Origin of the sequence: Paraburkholderia sp. GAS82, from assembly GCF_050436285.1 — a bacterium.
Classification (GTDB): domain Bacteria; phylum Pseudomonadota; class Gammaproteobacteria; order Burkholderiales; family Burkholderiaceae; genus Paraburkholderia; species Paraburkholderia phenazinium_B.
This window is the reverse complement of the sequence record NZ_JBNDLX010000005.1, coordinates 162075-176248: the sequence shown is the minus strand read 5'-3', so window position 1 is coordinate 176248 and position 14174 is coordinate 162075. Positions and strand designations below refer to the sequence as shown.

Genomic DNA, 14174 nt, shown 5'->3' with positions numbered 1-14174 from the left:
CTGGTTTGGAGTTTGCATGAACGAGTTGGACCATCCCGCGGCGCGTGACCCGCAGGCGTCATCGGTGCCACACGGTCTGTCGAGCCTGCTGGAAGCGTTGCGCGCGAGCGCAGCGGAGCGTGACCGCCAGGGCGGTCACGCGGCGCAGGAGAAACAGTGGATTGCCGAGGCAGGTCTGCTGACGATAGCCGTGCCGCGCGAATTCGGCGGCACTGGCGCGGCGTGGCCCAAAGTCTACGAAACGATCCGTTCGATTGCGCGCGTCGATAGCGCGCTCGCGCATCTGCTGGGTTTTCAGTGCCTGCAGGTGGTGAGCGTCGATGTGTGGGGCAATCCGGCGCAACGGGCGCGCTATCTGCGTGGCACCGTCGAGGGCCGCTGGTGGTGGGGCAATGCCGTCAATCCGCTCGACACGCGACTGGTTGCAAGTGCAACCGCCGACGGCGGTTTCCGCCTCAACGGACAGAAGGGCTTCTGCTCCGGTACGCGCGGCTCGCAGATGATGACCGTATCGGCGCACGACCCGCAGACCGGCAAGCCGATTTTCGCAGTCATACCGACGACGCGCGATGGCATCACCGTCAACGAAGATTGGGATCCGATCGGTCAGCGGCAGACCGATAGCGGCAGCGTGTCGTTTGCGAACGTGAAGGTCGAGGCGGAAGAAGTGCTGCACCGTTCGGAAACACCGCCTACACCGCACGCCACGCTGCGCACACTGGTGTCGCAACTGGTGTTGACGAACCTGTTTGTTGGCATTGCGCAGGGCGCGCTCGAGGAAGCGCGTCAATACGTGAACAAAAATGGACGGCCCTGGATTACCTCCGGCGTCGACAAGGCCACGGACGATCCCTACCTGATCGCACGATTCGGCGAGATGCGTTTGCAGACAGTCAGTGCCGAGGCGTTGGCGGAACGCGCCGCGCGGGCCCTCGACGACGCCTGGAACAAGGGCACCGAACTCAGCGCCGAAGAGCGCGGCCGGGTTGCACTGGCCACATCTGAAGCGAAGATTCTCGCGCACCGGGCCGCCCTTGAGGTGAGCCAGAACCTGTTCGATGCGTGCGGCGCGCGCGCCACACATGCGCCGCTCGCGCTCGACCGCTTCTGGCGCAACGCTCGCGTCCATACGCTGCACGATCCGCTCGACTACCGGGTGCGCGACGTTGGCCGTTACGCGCTTAGCGGCACATTGCCGGACGTTTCTTTGTACACTTGAGGTCGACTGCGGCACCCGTTGGCGGGTGCCGTTGCTACGTCAATCTCAAGAGGTCGCCGGCTTGCCATTTAATTTACCGACTACGGCCACTGCGCCGTTCTGTCCGTCCGAAGTCCAGGGAACCGTCGCCGTCGCGCAGGGTGCGCCGCTCTGGAAGCGGATCATGCAGTTCGCCGGCCCCGGCCTGCTGATTTCGATCGGCTACATGGACCCCGGCAACTGGGCCACCGATATCGAAGCCGGCTCGCGTTACGGTTACAGCTTGCTGTTCGTGGTAGTGCTGTCCAGTCTCGCGGCAATGGCGCTGCAGTGCCTCAGCATGCGGCTTGGCATCGCCACAGGCCAGGATCTCGCGCAACTGTCGCGCAGCCGCTACTCGCCGGCCATTGCGCGGATCCAATGGCTGCTGGCCGAGGTGTCGATCATCGCTTGCGATCTTGCCGAAGTGCTCGGCGGCGCGCTCGCGTTTCATCTGCTGTTCAAGTGCTCCCTGACCACCGGCGTGATTTTGACCGCGTTCGATACGCTGATCGTGCTCGGTCTGAAGGGAAAAAATTTCCGCGACCTCGAGGCCATCATTCTTGGGCTGATCGCCACGATCGGCATTGGTTATATCGTGCAACTGGTGCTCGTGCATCCGCACTGGCCCTCGGTGATGGCAGGGCTCGTGCCTTCGTGGCACGCCATCAGCACGCGCGAACCGCTCTATCTCTCCATCGGCATCCTCGGGGCGACCGTGATGCCGCACAATCTGTATCTGCATTCGTCCATCGTGCAAACGCGCGCCGTAAAGCGCGATTCGCGCAGTATCGCCTCGGCTATTGGTTTGTCACGCCTCGATACGATCGTCTCGCTGGTGATCGCGCTGCTGATCAACGCGGCGATCCTGATTCTCGCCGCCGCTGCATTCAATGCGACCGGGCACAACCAGGTCACGGAAATCGAAGATGCTTACCGGCTGCTTGCGCCGATCGTCGGCACGGGTTTCGCGGCTGTGCTGTTCGCCATCACGCTGCTCGCGTCCGGGCAAAGCTCGACGTTTACCGGCACCGTCGCCGGGCAGGTGATCATGGAAGGCTTTCTCAAGCTGAAGATCCCGTGCTGGCAGCGCCGCTTCATTACCCGCGCGCTGGCGCTGATCCCGGCGCTGATCGGCGTGCAGACGCTCGGCAACGGCGCGGTCGGCACGCTGCTCGTCGCAAGTCAGGTGGTATTGAGCCTGCAGTTGCCGTTCGCGCTCTATCCGTTGATCCGTATGACTAACGATCGTTCGCTGATGGGCGAGTTTGCCAATCGTCTGCCGACCCGGCTGCTCGCGTGGGCGCTGTTCGTCGTGATCACGGCCGCGAACCTGTGGCTGGTGGTGCAAACGGTGGGATGGATCAGCTGAGCACGCACGTTTCCGCGCGATCGGGAGATCGTGTGATGTGTAACAAAGCAGATGAGATGCGGCGAAAAAACGGATGAGATGCGCTACCAGAGGTTGTAACGGCCTCTGGTCGACACAATGATGCCGGATGCGAAGGCGAGGTTCGAATCTGCTGGATATGCAGCAGGATGAACCGTCAGCCGGATAGCCGGCACAAAAAATCGGTACAAAACAAACCGACCGGAAATCAGTCGGGTCAGGCAGCTTCCGCGATCTGCGTAGCTTCCATTGCTTCCAACGCTTCTTGCGCTTCCAGTTTGGCTGCAGCAGCGGCTTTCTTGGTCTTGCCGGCGCGCGACGGCGGCTGGCAGGCGCCACATACTACGTTGTGCTGCAGATCGTGCTTGTGCGCGACAAACTTGCCCGTGCAACGGCAGCACGGTGTGAGTTGCAGGATCTTGGCGTCGAAGAAACGCACCAGCGTCCACGCACGCGTCAGGTCCAGCACCGGTTCCGTTTCACTGTGTTTGCAGTGTTCCAGATACAGGCGGTAACCCTTGGTCAGCGCATCCAGATGCGAGCAACGCGCTTCGTTCTTCAGGAACAGGTACGTGTTGTAGAACAGCGAAGCATGAATGTTCGCGAGCCACGTCATATACCAGTCCGCCGAGAACGGCAGCATTCCCTTGGGTGGCGAAACACCCTTCACCTCACGGTAGAGGCGAATCATGCGGTCGCGCGACAGCGTCAATTCGCTCTCGAGCACTTGCATGCGTGCACCGAGTTCGATCAGCGCGATTGCGCGGAATACTTCTTGTGCATCTTCCGTCAGGCTTCGCTTGAGCATCGCAGTCACTCCGGTTAAGCGAATTGCTCTGCTGGCTGGCCGGCCAGCAAGATAGCCGCATGAGTCGGCGATACCTCTGCGTGCTTTGTCGTTTGCGTCAACGCCGACAACATCGAGTGGTCGTTGAAGCGGAAGAAGCACAAAAGCTGGTCGGAAGAGGCCAGTTTGACGATTTGCGCGAGCGACAGCCCGGCAAGCAAATCGGCCAGTTCCGACGACAGGCCCAAACGGAACATCCCGATGGGTTTGTCCTCACGCAACATACGTTGTGCGAGCATGATGTAAGACAAATTAATTTCGCGGATCGATTCCCGCGTCTCGCTGCTACGGTCCATTTTTGTGTTTCCGAAGCCCCGAATTGCTATGTCGGCTTTTTTGCGCCGTTATGCTTTTTGTACCCTCGCCGGACACTGATGACCTCCGGCGACATTTACGACTTGAAACGTGTCCTGACTGTTTGATACAAGGTGTTACAACTCGTAACACCTTGGAAGCAATTGTATGAAGTGCATTTCAGGAAATCAATACCTTCTCAAAAAAATATCTCACAAAAATACAACAATTTTCGGTAACTCTTTCACGGAGCCGTAATATAGGCTGCAGCGAGGGTTCTGGAGCATGTGCAGACCGTGTCTGAGCCGCCACAGGCCTTGCAGAATGGGGCTTGTCGAAATGGTCTGAGGAAATCCGTTTGAATCTCGGTAATAACGCTAATAGGCGCTTCAAACGGAAAGCTAAAAGAAAGAAAGCGACGAAATGCAGTAATAACTACTTGCTGGAACGAAGTTTGGGGGACAAAAGCGGATGTAACACATTGCGGGAGAGCCAGTTACAAACTCAGCGGCAAATGTAACGAGTGGGTGGGGAGAGTTACCGGTTCCGTCCGAACGTTCGGTCAGAGGTATGGGCAACGAGATTCTGCTGGATCCGGATGGGCGCCACCGGGCGCTGTAAGAACCGGGCGGCTGACGAAGCCGCGATCGGCCCGGCAGCCTCGGAATCTGCCTGACACCAGGCCGGGATTGGTTAAATCGATAAGACAAATCGACGTTACAACTTCCCGCGGGTTGCCCGTGGCCTCAGATGAGGCGCGCCATCAGGTCCGCGTCGTGAAATACCCCGTCGATGCGGAGCGCGTCGACTTCCCGGCCGTAACAGCGAAATCCGAGCGATTCATATAGATGGCGCGCCGCTTCGTTCTGTTTTGTAACAACTAGCTGGATTTGCCGCAGACCCTCGATGCGTTCGCAGCGCGCGAGCAGGTCGCCCAGCAACGCACGCCCGACGCCGCGGCCGGCGGCTTCAGGCGCGACATACATACCGACCACCACCGCCTTGTGCCGCTCCTTGACCCGCGGCTCGCGTCTGAGCCCGACCGTGCCGATCAACTCGAGCTCCGGCGTGGCGAACGCGCCGAGTATGAAATTGCCGTCGGCCGCCTGAGTGCCTTGCAGGATTGCCTCGTATTGCCCCGGGCCTTTCTCGAGCGCCTCCTGATGGCTCGTACCGAACGCCTCCGGGTGCGCCTGCAGACCGCGCAGGCGTAACTGGAAGAACGCGTTGAGATCGGCGAGGTTGAGTTGCCGGATCAGCGGGGCGTGCTCCATGCGTGTTTCTCCGTGGGGGGCTCGAGTGGGCTTCGCATGGTAACGGTGCGACTGCCCACAGGGGGCGGGCTTCAGGGATTGCTAGCGGTGTCGTTCGACGCCGCTGTGGCCGGACCTTCTGCCTGATCTTCTGCGTATGCGCGCAAGGCCGCGGCGGTCTGCGGATCGGCCGGAAAGAATGCCTCGATCGCGAGTTCGGAGAGCGTGACATCCACCGGCGTCCCGAACACGGTCGTGGTGCTGAAAAACGACAGCACGCCCAGCGGCGTGCGCAGACGCAGCGGCACGGCGATCTGATTGAGGGTGGCGTTGCTGTCCGCTTCCGGGCTTTCCGCGCCCGGCGGGGTGGGATAGCCGGCAAGTTCGTCGCGCAGGGCCACGAGCGTTTCGTCGCCACTGACGTCGATCTGCCGTTGCAACCGCGCCAGCACATGTGCGCGCCAGGCGTGCCAGTTAACAATAGAGGAGGCGATCCCGTCCGGATGCAGGCTGAGGCGCAGCGCGTTGACGGGCGGCGCCAGCAGGGCTTCGCTCGCTGCGCCGAGCAGTGGGGCGAGCGCGCGGTTGGCGGTGACGATGGTCCAATGCCGGTCGATTGCGAGCGCCGGATAGGGTTCGTGTCCCTTCAGCACCAGTTCCACTGCCTCACGCGCGGCCGTCAGTTGCGGGTCGGTCAAGGGACGCTCGCGAAACAGGGGCGCATACCCGGCCGCCACCAGCAGCATGTTACGGGCGCGCAGTGGGACGTCGAGACGCTCGGCGAGGTGCATCACCATTTCGCGGCTCGGCAGGGCGCGGCCCGATTCGACGAAGCTCAGATGACGGGTCGAGATGTCGGCTTCCGCTGCGAGCAGCAACTGGCTCATGCGGCGCCGCTGCCGCCAGTCGCGCAGCAGTTCGCCGACGGTGCGGCTGGCCGACGATGGTCCCGACGGGCCGGCTTGGGGGAGGGAGAGAGTGCTCATGGGGGAATCATAGCCAGGGCGCGGCGGGATTCCATTACCTGGGAGGTAAGTGAATTGGGGGGAAGCAGTCAGACAACTCCGGCGCCTCCCGAACACACAACTACACACTTTCCTTTACCCGGCGCCGAGTCGTGTGTAAAATTACACACGAGACATGCGGAGGCCAGATGAATTCATCAAAGCTAATCCGGATGCTCGAGAAGATGGCTGGAAACTGGTGCGAATTACCGGCAGTCATCACCACTTCAAACACCCTGAAAGGAAGGGCCTTGTGACGGTTCCGCACCCTAAGAAGGATCTGCCGATCGGGACGGCGAAGAGCATCCTGAAGACCGCTGGTCTTGTTTGACCGGCGGTTTTTGCCGGCTCAGGATGTCGGAGAACATTGACTGCAAAGGAACGGAAATGGAATTTCCCATCGCTGTCCATAAGGACGATGGGAGCGTCTACGGCGTGACTGTTCCGGATATTCCGGGCGTCCACTCCTGGGGCGACACCATCGATGACGCAATCAGAAACGCAAAAGAGGCCATTGTGGGTCACGTTTCGACGCTAATAGAGCTCGGTGAAGAGGTCGGTTTCACGTGCTCGACCGTGGAAGAACTGGCCGCACAGCCTGAATACTGTGGGGCAATCTGGGCGCTGGTCAGCGTCGATCTGTCGAAGCTCGACTCGAAGCCAGAGAGGATCAACATCAGCCTGCCGCGCTTTGTTTTGCATAAGATCGACGCCTACGTCGAGGCGCGTCACGAAACCCGCAGCGGATTCCTCGCGCGCGCAGCGCTGGAAGCGTTGGCTCACCAATGATGGCGCGGATCGCTTGGTTCGCGCGCTGCTGGAATAGCGTTAAGTGACGGTCCGCTTTGGCGGGCCGTCTTTCGTTAGCGAGCAACGTTACCTCCCAGGTAATCGACTCCCCGCACCCGCTCACCGATCCTTCAGTCCGAGCCCGCCCCAAACGCACTGTTTGCCAGGCGTCGTGCTCAGCCAAGCTACTGAAGGAGTCTGTGATGAACGCACATACCGATCTGATCGACCGCTATTTCGCGGCGTGGAATGAAACAGACGCGGTCAGCCGCCGCGAACTGATCGCCGCGACGTGGAGCACGGACGCCGCGTATCTGGATCCGCTACTCGCCGGCAACGGTCATGACGGAATCGACGCGATGATTCGCGCGGTCCACGAGCGCTTTCCGCGCCACACCTTCCGCCGCACCACGGATGTCGACGGCTTCGCCGACCGTCTGCGTTTTTCGTGGGAGCTGACCACGCCCGATGGCACGCCGATCGTCAAGGGCTCGGATTTTGGCGTGATCGATCCGGCCGGACGGTTGCAGGCCGTGACGGGTTTTCTCGACGCGACGCCGGGCGCGGCCTGAGTCCAATCAAAAACAGCTGAGGCCAACTCAGGCCTCCACCTTCCCACTTTCAAGGAGATGATCATGCGCGAGCAAAGTGCCGCGGGATTTGCGGTGACACTCGCGTTCGAACGGGTGCTCGGCACCCTCGACGCAGTCAGCACCGCCATTGCCGGCTTCGCGCTGTTGGCCGGCGCGCGGGCGTTCACCTTCACCGCATTGCTGGCATGGCGCGAGCCCGTGTTAGGCGGTGCGGGTCTGGTGTTGCTGGGACTGGTAGGCTGGCTGCGCTGGTTTAGCGGTCAAAGAAGAGTGGCGGCGGCTCGGGGTCGCCGGCTTCACGATAAAATGACTGACCGTTTGCCCACCGCACGCGACTGGCTTCTGTGGACGAGCGTTCGCGCGGATCAGCCTGCCTCGTCGCCACCCGGCGCAGGTGTACCTGATCGGGTGGCGAAACGATCATAAATAGAGGGGGAGTACATGATACGGGGTTGTGTAGTGATGTTAGCCGCCGTCGCACTTGCCGTGCTCGGCGGTTGCGGCAACAAGGAAGGCAACGAGTTCGTCGGTAAGTGGCAGAGCACCAAGGGCCGCGAAAGCGTCGAGATCAGCCGTAATGACGATGGCTTTGTCATCGCCAACACCAGTGGTGGCAGTGTCAGGCCCGGGGTGGCATCTGCCGTCTACCGGGACGGCGTGCTGGAGGTCGAATCGACTGGCCGCATTGAAAGCATCCCCTACGACAAGCAGCACGACACGATCATCTTGCCGACCATGACCGGCTCGGCGACATTCAGCCGGGTCAAATGAGGTTTTGCGGCGCATAGTGCCTATCAGACCGCGCCCGCACGGCATCCGGGTAGCACCTGCTAACATGTAACCCGCCGCCTCGGACGCCAGGTCCGGACGCACCCTGCCGTTACCGTCGAATCCGCCATGTCGCTCATTAGTCTGCTTGATCCGTGGGAGCCGTCGTTTGTGCTCGTCGCCGTGTTCGTTGCCGTCGCGGTGCTGTATGCACGCGGTTCGCGCCACGTCCGCGTCAGCTTTGCCAGACGGGGGGCGTTCTGGATCGGGCTCGTGCTGTTCTATATTGCGCTGCACACACGCCTCGACTACTACGCCGAGCACCAGTTCTTCGTGCACCGGCTCCAGCATCTCGTGCTGCATCACCTGGCTCCTCTGATCCTGATGGCTTCGTATCCGGGCAGTGTGCTGCGCGCCGGTTTGCCGCTGCGCTGGCGCAGCGCGCTGCGGCGTTGGCAGCGTCTGAAGCCCGTGCGGATCGTTGCTGCCGTGTTGTTCAATCCGGCCTTTATCTCTATCGCTTTCGTCGTTTCCGTGGTGTTCTGGCTGATTCCGTCCGTCCAGTTCGTCGCGATGCTCGACTGGCGCATCTACACGTTCATGAACTGGTCGGTCGCGGTGAGCGGCCTGCTGTACTGGTGGATGCTGCTCGATCACCGGCCGAGTCCGCCGAGCCGCACGCGCCCGGGCCTGCGGGTGCTGTCTCCGGTGATCACCATGACGCCGCAGATCCTCGTGGGCGCCATCATCACTTTTTCCTCGCATGACCTGTATCCGGTGTTCACGCTGTGCGGCCGCGCGTTCACGTCCGTTCCGCCCGCGCTCGATCAGAGCCTCGGCGGCCTCATCATGTGGGTGCCCGCCGGGGTGCTCGAAGCGATCGGCGCGATGATGGCGCTGCGTCACGTGATGCGTCTGTCCACCTTGCCGTCGCGCGTGCCGCCGAAGGCGAGACCGGGTAGGGCAAGAGCGAAGCCGGCGCTGCAGGCAGGAAGCTGATCAGTCGGATTGCCGTGCGCAATCAGTGCTTGCAGCTGGCCTTCACGCCGGGCTGATCCCGTACCTTTTGAACCGAACAAGGACATGCCGTGCTCGAAGAACGATGCGATGTCGTGGTGGTGGGACTCGGCGCCATGGGCGCAGCCACGCTTTACCAGCTGGCCAAGGCTGGCGCGAAAGCGGTAGGCATAGATCGATATGCCCCGCCACATGATCAGGGATCGAGTCACGGAGACACGCGGATTACCCGGCTGGCCGTTGGCGAAGGCGCCGCGTACGTGCCGTTGGTGCGCAGGTCGCAGCAGATCTGGCGCGAACTGGAAGCACGCGACGGTGACGCGCTTTTCGAGCAATGCGGGGTGCTCGTCATGACCTCGGGCGCGACGCACACATCGCACCACGGCGCGGCTGATTTCACGCTGAGCACGATCGAGCTGGCACGGACCTATGGCATCGATCATGAGGTTCTCACGGCCGAACAGCTCCGCGCACGCTTCCCACAATTTGCGCCGCTTCGCGACGACACGATCGCGTACTACGAACCGGAAGGGGGCTTTGTGCGACCCGAACGGTGTATCGCCGCCCAACTGAAGGCGGCGCGCGAGCTCGGGGCCGACGTGATCGCCGGTGTGACGGTTTCCGCTGTGGAGTCGACGGGCCACGTGGTCCGGGTGAGGGCGGGCGATCGGACAGTGGTGGCGGACAAGGTCGTTGTCTGCGCCGGCATGTGGTCCGCCGAGCTGTTGGGCGAGCCGTTCAAAAGCTTGCTGAAGGTTTGCAGGCAACAGCTATTCTGGTTCAAGCTTGAAGAGCCTGTGATTTTTCCTGAGGTTTCCCCGAGCTTCATTCTCTCGCATGGTCCTTTGGACACCGACTTTTGCTACGGCTTTCCACCCATTCCCGGTGAAGGCAGCATGAAGATCGCGACCGAGCAATACACGGCGCTGAGCGAGCCCGATTCGCTGGATCGCACGGTGTCCGACGCCGATGTGGCGGCCATATTCCGCACGCATGTTGCGGGCAAGATCGCCGGCGTGACCGCGGAACGGGTCAAGGCGAGTGTCTGTACCTACACCGTGACGCCTGACTATGGTTTCATCATCGACGAGCATCCTGCGCTCAAGAATGTCACCGTGGTGTCGGCCTGTTCGGGTCATGGCTTCAAGCATTCGGCGGCAATCGGCGAGGCGGTCGCGCAACGCTGTCTGAGCGGAAAGAGTCAGATCGACCTCTCGGCGTTTTCTTTAAGCCGTCTTTCCTGAGGAAGGCGCAAGGACGTTGTCTGGTCCGTGCGTTTTTCCATAGGCTTGCGGCTTCAGACTGCACGCGATACTACCGTCCCAATCGTCATGGCCGTCTCGCCAGCGGCTATCGTTTCGGTATGCGATGCTTTGGTAAAGCTGAACGGCTGAGCGATCGTCCAGATGGCTTGTGTCCTGGCCCAGGTGTTCGAGGAAAAGCTGGCAGCGCAGTGCTTTTACCGCGTTGGAGTCCCACACGCTCGCGTTCATTTCGCTATGGCCGTACAGCGAATTCGCATGAAGGTTGCACGATCCAATGGTGGCCCATGCATCGTCGATCAGCATGAGCTTGGCATGGACGTAAACGTAACGCCGGCCATCGGTTTGCGTGGGCCCTGCGAGTGCGGCGAGCGTGAAATTTTCATGGCGGCCGAGTGCTTCGATCTGCTCGAAAAACGCCGCGCGTTCAGGATTTTGTCGCCACTGCGCGACATACGGTTCGGGCTCTCCCGGCACCAGAAGAACCACGAATACCCCTCGTTTCAAGGCATTTTCAAGCGCACCGGCAATGGCGGGCACCGGAAGCGCCTGATTTTCCAGGTAGATCGAACGACGCGCGGCGTCGATGGCCAACAGATATTGTTCGGTGATGGACCGCTCGCCGTTGGCGATGGGATAGGCTTCTCCAACGCCGGGGGCTGCGTGCGCGTTGCGATAACATCCGGCGTGCACATTGCGTTGAATCTGCACGGTGCTCGGGCCTTGCGCCTTCGATAAACGTGTTGGGAACGCGAGATCCGAGTGTCCGTCAGGTCCATACACGCCAAGCGCACTATTGCGCTCGCTGGTTTCGTTCCAGCGCTGAACGAAGTTGTGATGCACATCGCTCGCGCATGGACCGGTTATCTCGGCGTAGACGTCGTGGCGTTGTTCACCCCCTGCGTGCCCAGGTTCGACGAGCGCGAAAGTCGGGTTGATGCCGCCGACAAACACGGTTTCTGAGGACTCCCCTGCATCGATCAGCCAGCATTTCTGATGATGACAATAGGCGGCGGGCGCGCGATCCCAGCGAGCGTTCAAACGCGAGCCCCGCTCCGCCAGCCAGTCGAAGTCGGACTGCGTGCCTTCAAACGTCTGTCCGTATCCATTGCTCGCGGGGTTGGGGCGCCAGAAAATCACGCGGACGTCGACACCCCGCTGGGCAGCAGCATCGAGCACATCGAACAGCGTGCCCCGTCCGTCGGGCATCTGAAAATGCCTTGATACGAAGGTGACGGTGAGCCAGACACGGTGCTGGGCGTTTTCTACCGCTTCGCAGATGCCGCGAAATGCAGGACCGCTATCTATAAGCGGACGAACCCGGTTGCCGGGCCGTTGCGGATAGGAACCCTGCGTGATGAATGGGACGGACATCTGGCCGGGATCGTTATTTGTGGTCGGCTCGGAGTGGTGATCCATTGAAGGGTTCCAGGTGGCATTCGATCGTCGTTAGAGACGCCGCTTTTATTTTCGAGGGGACGCAGCGCCAGCAAGCTTAAAACGAGGTTATTCCGCTTTGTCAGGCGTTTTCTTTCCAGGCTCTTATGGCGTTTCGGGGCATTTCGCCTGTCTTTGCCCGAGCATTGCGCGCCGCTCAAAGGAGAATTAACCCGCTATATGCGGTTTACGTAATAATTGCAGTGTAGGCTCCGTCGTTCCGCTAACCGTCAAAAATGCGCAGGTCATGGCTTTCAGCGAACCAAGGTCTCCATTTTTCAAGTGGATTGTCTCTTCCGCTCAAAATCTGAGTGCCGAAAATCGGCAAATATTGCTTGCCAATCTGTTCACCAGAACGGCATCCATTATTTTTGCGTCGATTTGTGAAATCAGTGTCTGCGCCACCGCCTTTTACCTCCATCGGACTGCGCTTTATGCCGGTTGGGGACTTGCTGTCCTCGCGTTGCTGTTTACCCGGCTGGTATTGATTTACGTCTGTTGCCAACGTAGTGCCCGCGGCGAGCCTACGCCCACCTCCGCGTTTCTGTTGGCGAGCATTGTCTGGAGCGCGCTGTTCGGCTTCGGCAGCCTTCTATGCAATGTCAGCGGCGACCCGACGCTATTCCTGCTCGGAAATGTTTGCGCCGTCGGCGTGATAGGCGGCCTGGCAGGTCGCAATGCCGGCATTCCCCACCTTGTGCTGATTCAGATCACGCTCATTCTCGGGCTACTCGGTCTGGGCGCGGCACTCTCTCCCGGCTCCGGCAAGCTCGTCCTGCTGTTTCAGGCGCCATTCTGCGCGGCAGGCTTCTTTACCGTCGCCCTCCGTAGCAACCGCGACACCGTCGCGTTGCTGACGGCACGCGAAAACAGCCACCGTCTGGCGCGCCACGACAGTCTCACTGGCTTGCCCAACCGCGCACGCATCAGCGAGCTCCTGCTCGAGCGCACGGGGACCGTGCAGCAGGTCGACGATCAATCGTTCGCTGTTCTACTGATCGACCTCGACGGCTTCAAGGCGATCAACGACAGTCTTGGACACGCTGCGGGCGACCAGATCCTGCAGGAAGCGGCGATACGGCTGCGCGATATCCTGCCGGCCGGCGGTATCGTCGGACGCCTGGCGGGGGACGAATTCGTCGCCATCTACGATGGCGCTTCCCTGATCGATGATGTGCGTGTGCTGGCCGATCGCATCGTCAAGGCATTGGCCCGGCCGTTCGTGCTGAGCGAGGCACGCGTCCACATTGGCGCGAGTGTTGGTATTTCGCTGTACCCGGAGCACGGCAAAACCGGGCCGCAATTGCTGATATGCGCGGATCGCGCCTTGTACGCGGTCAAACGTAATGGCAAAAGTGCCTTTGCCGTTTTCGATGCCGACAAGCACGCCTCCGACGAAAGTCTGAGTCTCCTGCGCAGCGACCTCGAAGGCGCGATGCAGTCTTTTAGCGGCTTGCGGATGGAGTATCAGCCCATCATCGATCTTAGCGACGGGACCATCTCGGGACGCGAGGCGTTGCTGCGCTGGACCCACCCGACGCGCGGCGAGTTGTCGCCCATCGCATTCATTCCCACGGCCGAACGCACGGGCCTGGTACTCGAACTGGGTGAATGGGCGCTGCGGCAATCGTGCATGGAAGCGGTCACCTGGCGCGATGCGGTCACGGTTGCGGTCAACGTCTCGCCTGTGCAGTTGCGCGAGGAGTCGTTCGCTGCGACGGTCGAGTCGATCCTGCATAAAACGAAGTTGCCGCCGCAGCGCCTGAATATCGAGGTGACCGAAACGGTGCTGCTAAGCGACGACATCGCGACCCGGCGCAACGTCGCAACGCTCCGTGCATTAGGTATCGGACTGGCGCTGGACGATTTCGGAACCGGCTTTTCAACCATGTCGACGCTCGTCCGTTTTTCGTTCGATGAACTCAAGATCGACAGTTCCTTCGTCAAGGAATCCGTGCACCGGCGCGAATCCGCGGCGGTGGTTCGCGGGATCGTGGCGTTGGCGCGGGAGATGGGCATGCCGACTACCGCGGAAGGTATCGAGACCCCCGAACAACTCGACTTCGTCCGTGGCTGCGGATGTACCCACGCGCAAGGCTACCTGCTTGGCAGGCCGGAGCGGGCGGAGACCATCGCGCACCGGGAAGAGCGGCTCGCCGCCGACGGTGTGATCAAAGGCTAGGCCATCGGTAACGGCGCGCATGCGCCGTCCACTGCCTGATTTGCCTACCCTGTTTTCAGGCAATCCTTACGCAAAAAGTCCTCAAGTTGCAGCGCGATGCT

15 protein-coding genes and 1 pseudogene are annotated in these 14174 nt (G+C 61.1%); 10 read left to right on the top strand and 6 right to left on the bottom strand.

Features of this window, described 5'->3' with window-relative positions:
• Positions 1–16 precede the first annotated feature (16 nt).
• Both P3T17_RS17230 and P3T17_RS17225 read left to right on the top strand, forming a co-directional pair.
• Entirely contained in the window at positions 17–1219 is a 1203-nt protein-coding gene (locus P3T17_RS17230; protein ID WP_429408102.1) for an acyl-CoA dehydrogenase family protein, read from the top strand.
• A gap of 61 nt (positions 1220–1280) precedes the next feature.
• Positions 1281–2609: an Nramp family divalent metal transporter gene (locus P3T17_RS17225; RefSeq protein WP_429408101.1), complete on the top strand. Its 1329-nt coding sequence runs from the start codon at positions 1281–1283 to the stop codon at positions 2607–2609.
• A 235-nt stretch (positions 2610–2844) separates the two neighbouring features.
• Here the strand turns inward: P3T17_RS17225 and flhC are convergent, their stop codons facing one another.
• The 4 genes from flhC to P3T17_RS17205 form a co-directional block, all read right to left on the bottom strand.
• The gene (gene flhC / locus P3T17_RS17220; RefSeq protein ID WP_074269024.1) at positions 2845–3435 is read right to left on the bottom strand and encodes a flagellar transcriptional regulator FlhC; all 591 of its coding nucleotides are present in this window, start codon (positions 3433–3435) and stop codon (positions 2845–2847) included.
• Between the two features lie 14 nt (positions 3436–3449).
• Complete coding sequence (gene flhD, locus P3T17_RS17215; protein WP_074269023.1) at positions 3450–3770, bottom strand: flagellar transcriptional regulator FlhD; 321 nt, start codon at positions 3768–3770, stop codon at positions 3450–3452.
• Positions 3771–4514: 744 nt separating this feature from the next.
• Entirely contained in the window at positions 4515–5042 is a 528-nt protein-coding gene (locus P3T17_RS17210) for a GNAT family N-acetyltransferase (protein ID WP_429408100.1), read from the bottom strand.
• Positions 5043–5113: 71 nt separating this feature from the next.
• A complete protein-coding gene (locus tag P3T17_RS17205) occupies positions 5114–6007 on the bottom strand; it encodes a helix-turn-helix domain-containing protein (RefSeq protein WP_074269021.1) in 894 nt (297 codons plus the stop codon).
• Positions 6008–6174: 167 nt separating this feature from the next.
• Here P3T17_RS17205 and P3T17_RS17200 point away from each other — a divergent pair.
• The 7 genes and pseudogenes from P3T17_RS17200 to solA all read left to right on the top strand — a co-directional run bounded on the left by P3T17_RS17200 (position 6175) and on the right by solA (position 10436).
• Positions 6175–6356: pseudogene (locus P3T17_RS17200) on the top strand (type II toxin-antitoxin system HicA family toxin).
• A gap of 56 nt (positions 6357–6412) precedes the next feature.
• Positions 6413–6814: a type II toxin-antitoxin system HicB family antitoxin gene (locus P3T17_RS17195; RefSeq protein WP_074269019.1), complete on the top strand. Its 402-nt coding sequence runs from the start codon at positions 6413–6415 to the stop codon at positions 6812–6814.
• A gap of 203 nt (positions 6815–7017) precedes the next feature.
• Complete coding sequence (locus P3T17_RS17190) at positions 7018–7386, top strand: nuclear transport factor 2 family protein (RefSeq protein WP_429408098.1); 369 nt, start codon at positions 7018–7020, stop codon at positions 7384–7386.
• A gap of 63 nt (positions 7387–7449) precedes the next feature.
• Positions 7450–7833, top strand: coding sequence for a hypothetical protein (locus tag P3T17_RS17185; RefSeq protein ID WP_429408095.1), 384 nt, complete (start codon positions 7450–7452; stop codon positions 7831–7833).
• 33 nt (positions 7834–7866) lie between these two features.
• Positions 7867–8178, top strand: a complete 312-nt coding sequence (locus P3T17_RS17180; RefSeq protein ID WP_429408094.1) for a DUF3876 domain-containing protein — start codon at positions 7867–7869, stop codon at positions 8176–8178.
• Between the two features lie 126 nt (positions 8179–8304).
• Positions 8305–9174, top strand: a complete 870-nt coding sequence (locus P3T17_RS17175) for a cytochrome c oxidase assembly protein (protein ID WP_429408092.1) — start codon at positions 8305–8307, stop codon at positions 9172–9174.
• 89 nt (positions 9175–9263) lie between these two features.
• Entirely contained in the window at positions 9264–10436 is a 1173-nt protein-coding gene (gene solA / locus P3T17_RS17170; RefSeq protein WP_429408090.1) for an N-methyl-L-tryptophan oxidase, read from the top strand.
• Here solA and P3T17_RS17165 read toward each other — a convergent pair.
• Entirely contained in the window at positions 10419–11873 is a 1455-nt protein-coding gene (locus P3T17_RS17165; protein ID WP_429408088.1) for a phospholipase D-like domain-containing protein, read from the bottom strand. The genes solA and P3T17_RS17165 overlap by 18 nt on opposite strands.
• Positions 11874–12114: 241 nt before the next feature.
• Positions 12115–12396: a hypothetical protein gene (locus P3T17_RS17160; RefSeq protein ID WP_429408087.1), complete on the bottom strand. Its 282-nt coding sequence runs from the start codon at positions 12394–12396 to the stop codon at positions 12115–12117.
• A 42-nt stretch (positions 12397–12438) separates the two neighbouring features.
• Between P3T17_RS17160 and P3T17_RS17155 the strand changes: the two genes are divergently transcribed.
• Complete coding sequence (locus P3T17_RS17155) at positions 12439–14073, top strand: putative bifunctional diguanylate cyclase/phosphodiesterase (RefSeq protein WP_429408086.1); 1635 nt, start codon at positions 12439–12441, stop codon at positions 14071–14073.
• Positions 14074–14174 lie beyond the last annotated feature (101 nt).

Excerpts from the sequence above, each read along its gene's own strand:
- P3T17_RS17230 (WP_429408102.1), top strand. The coding sequence starts at position 17 with ATGAACGAGTTGGACCATCCCGCGGCGCGTGACCCGCAGGCGTCATCG.
- flhC (WP_074269024.1), bottom strand. The coding sequence starts at position 3,435 with ATGCTCAAGCGAAGCCTGACGGAAGATGCACAAGAAGTATTCCGCGCA.
- flhD (WP_074269023.1), bottom strand. The coding sequence starts at position 3,770 with ATGGACCGTAGCAGCGAGACGCGGGAATCGATCCGCGAAATTAATTTG.
- P3T17_RS17210 (WP_429408100.1), bottom strand. The coding sequence starts at position 5,042 with ATGGAGCACGCCCCGCTGATCCGGCAACTCAACCTCGCCGATCTCAAC.
- P3T17_RS17205 (WP_074269021.1), bottom strand. The coding sequence starts at position 6,007 with ATGAGCACTCTCTCCCTCCCCCAAGCCGGCCCGTCGGGACCATCGTCG.
- P3T17_RS17195 (WP_074269019.1), top strand. The coding sequence starts at position 6,413 with ATGGAATTTCCCATCGCTGTCCATAAGGACGATGGGAGCGTCTACGGC.
- P3T17_RS17190 (WP_429408098.1), top strand. The coding sequence starts at position 7,018 with ATGAACGCACATACCGATCTGATCGACCGCTATTTCGCGGCGTGGAAT.
- P3T17_RS17185 (WP_429408095.1), top strand. The coding sequence starts at position 7,450 with ATGCGCGAGCAAAGTGCCGCGGGATTTGCGGTGACACTCGCGTTCGAA.
- P3T17_RS17175 (WP_429408092.1), top strand. The coding sequence starts at position 8,305 with ATGTCGCTCATTAGTCTGCTTGATCCGTGGGAGCCGTCGTTTGTGCTC.
- P3T17_RS17165 (WP_429408088.1), bottom strand. The coding sequence starts at position 11,873 with ATGGATCACCACTCCGAGCCGACCACAAATAACGATCCCGGCCAGATG.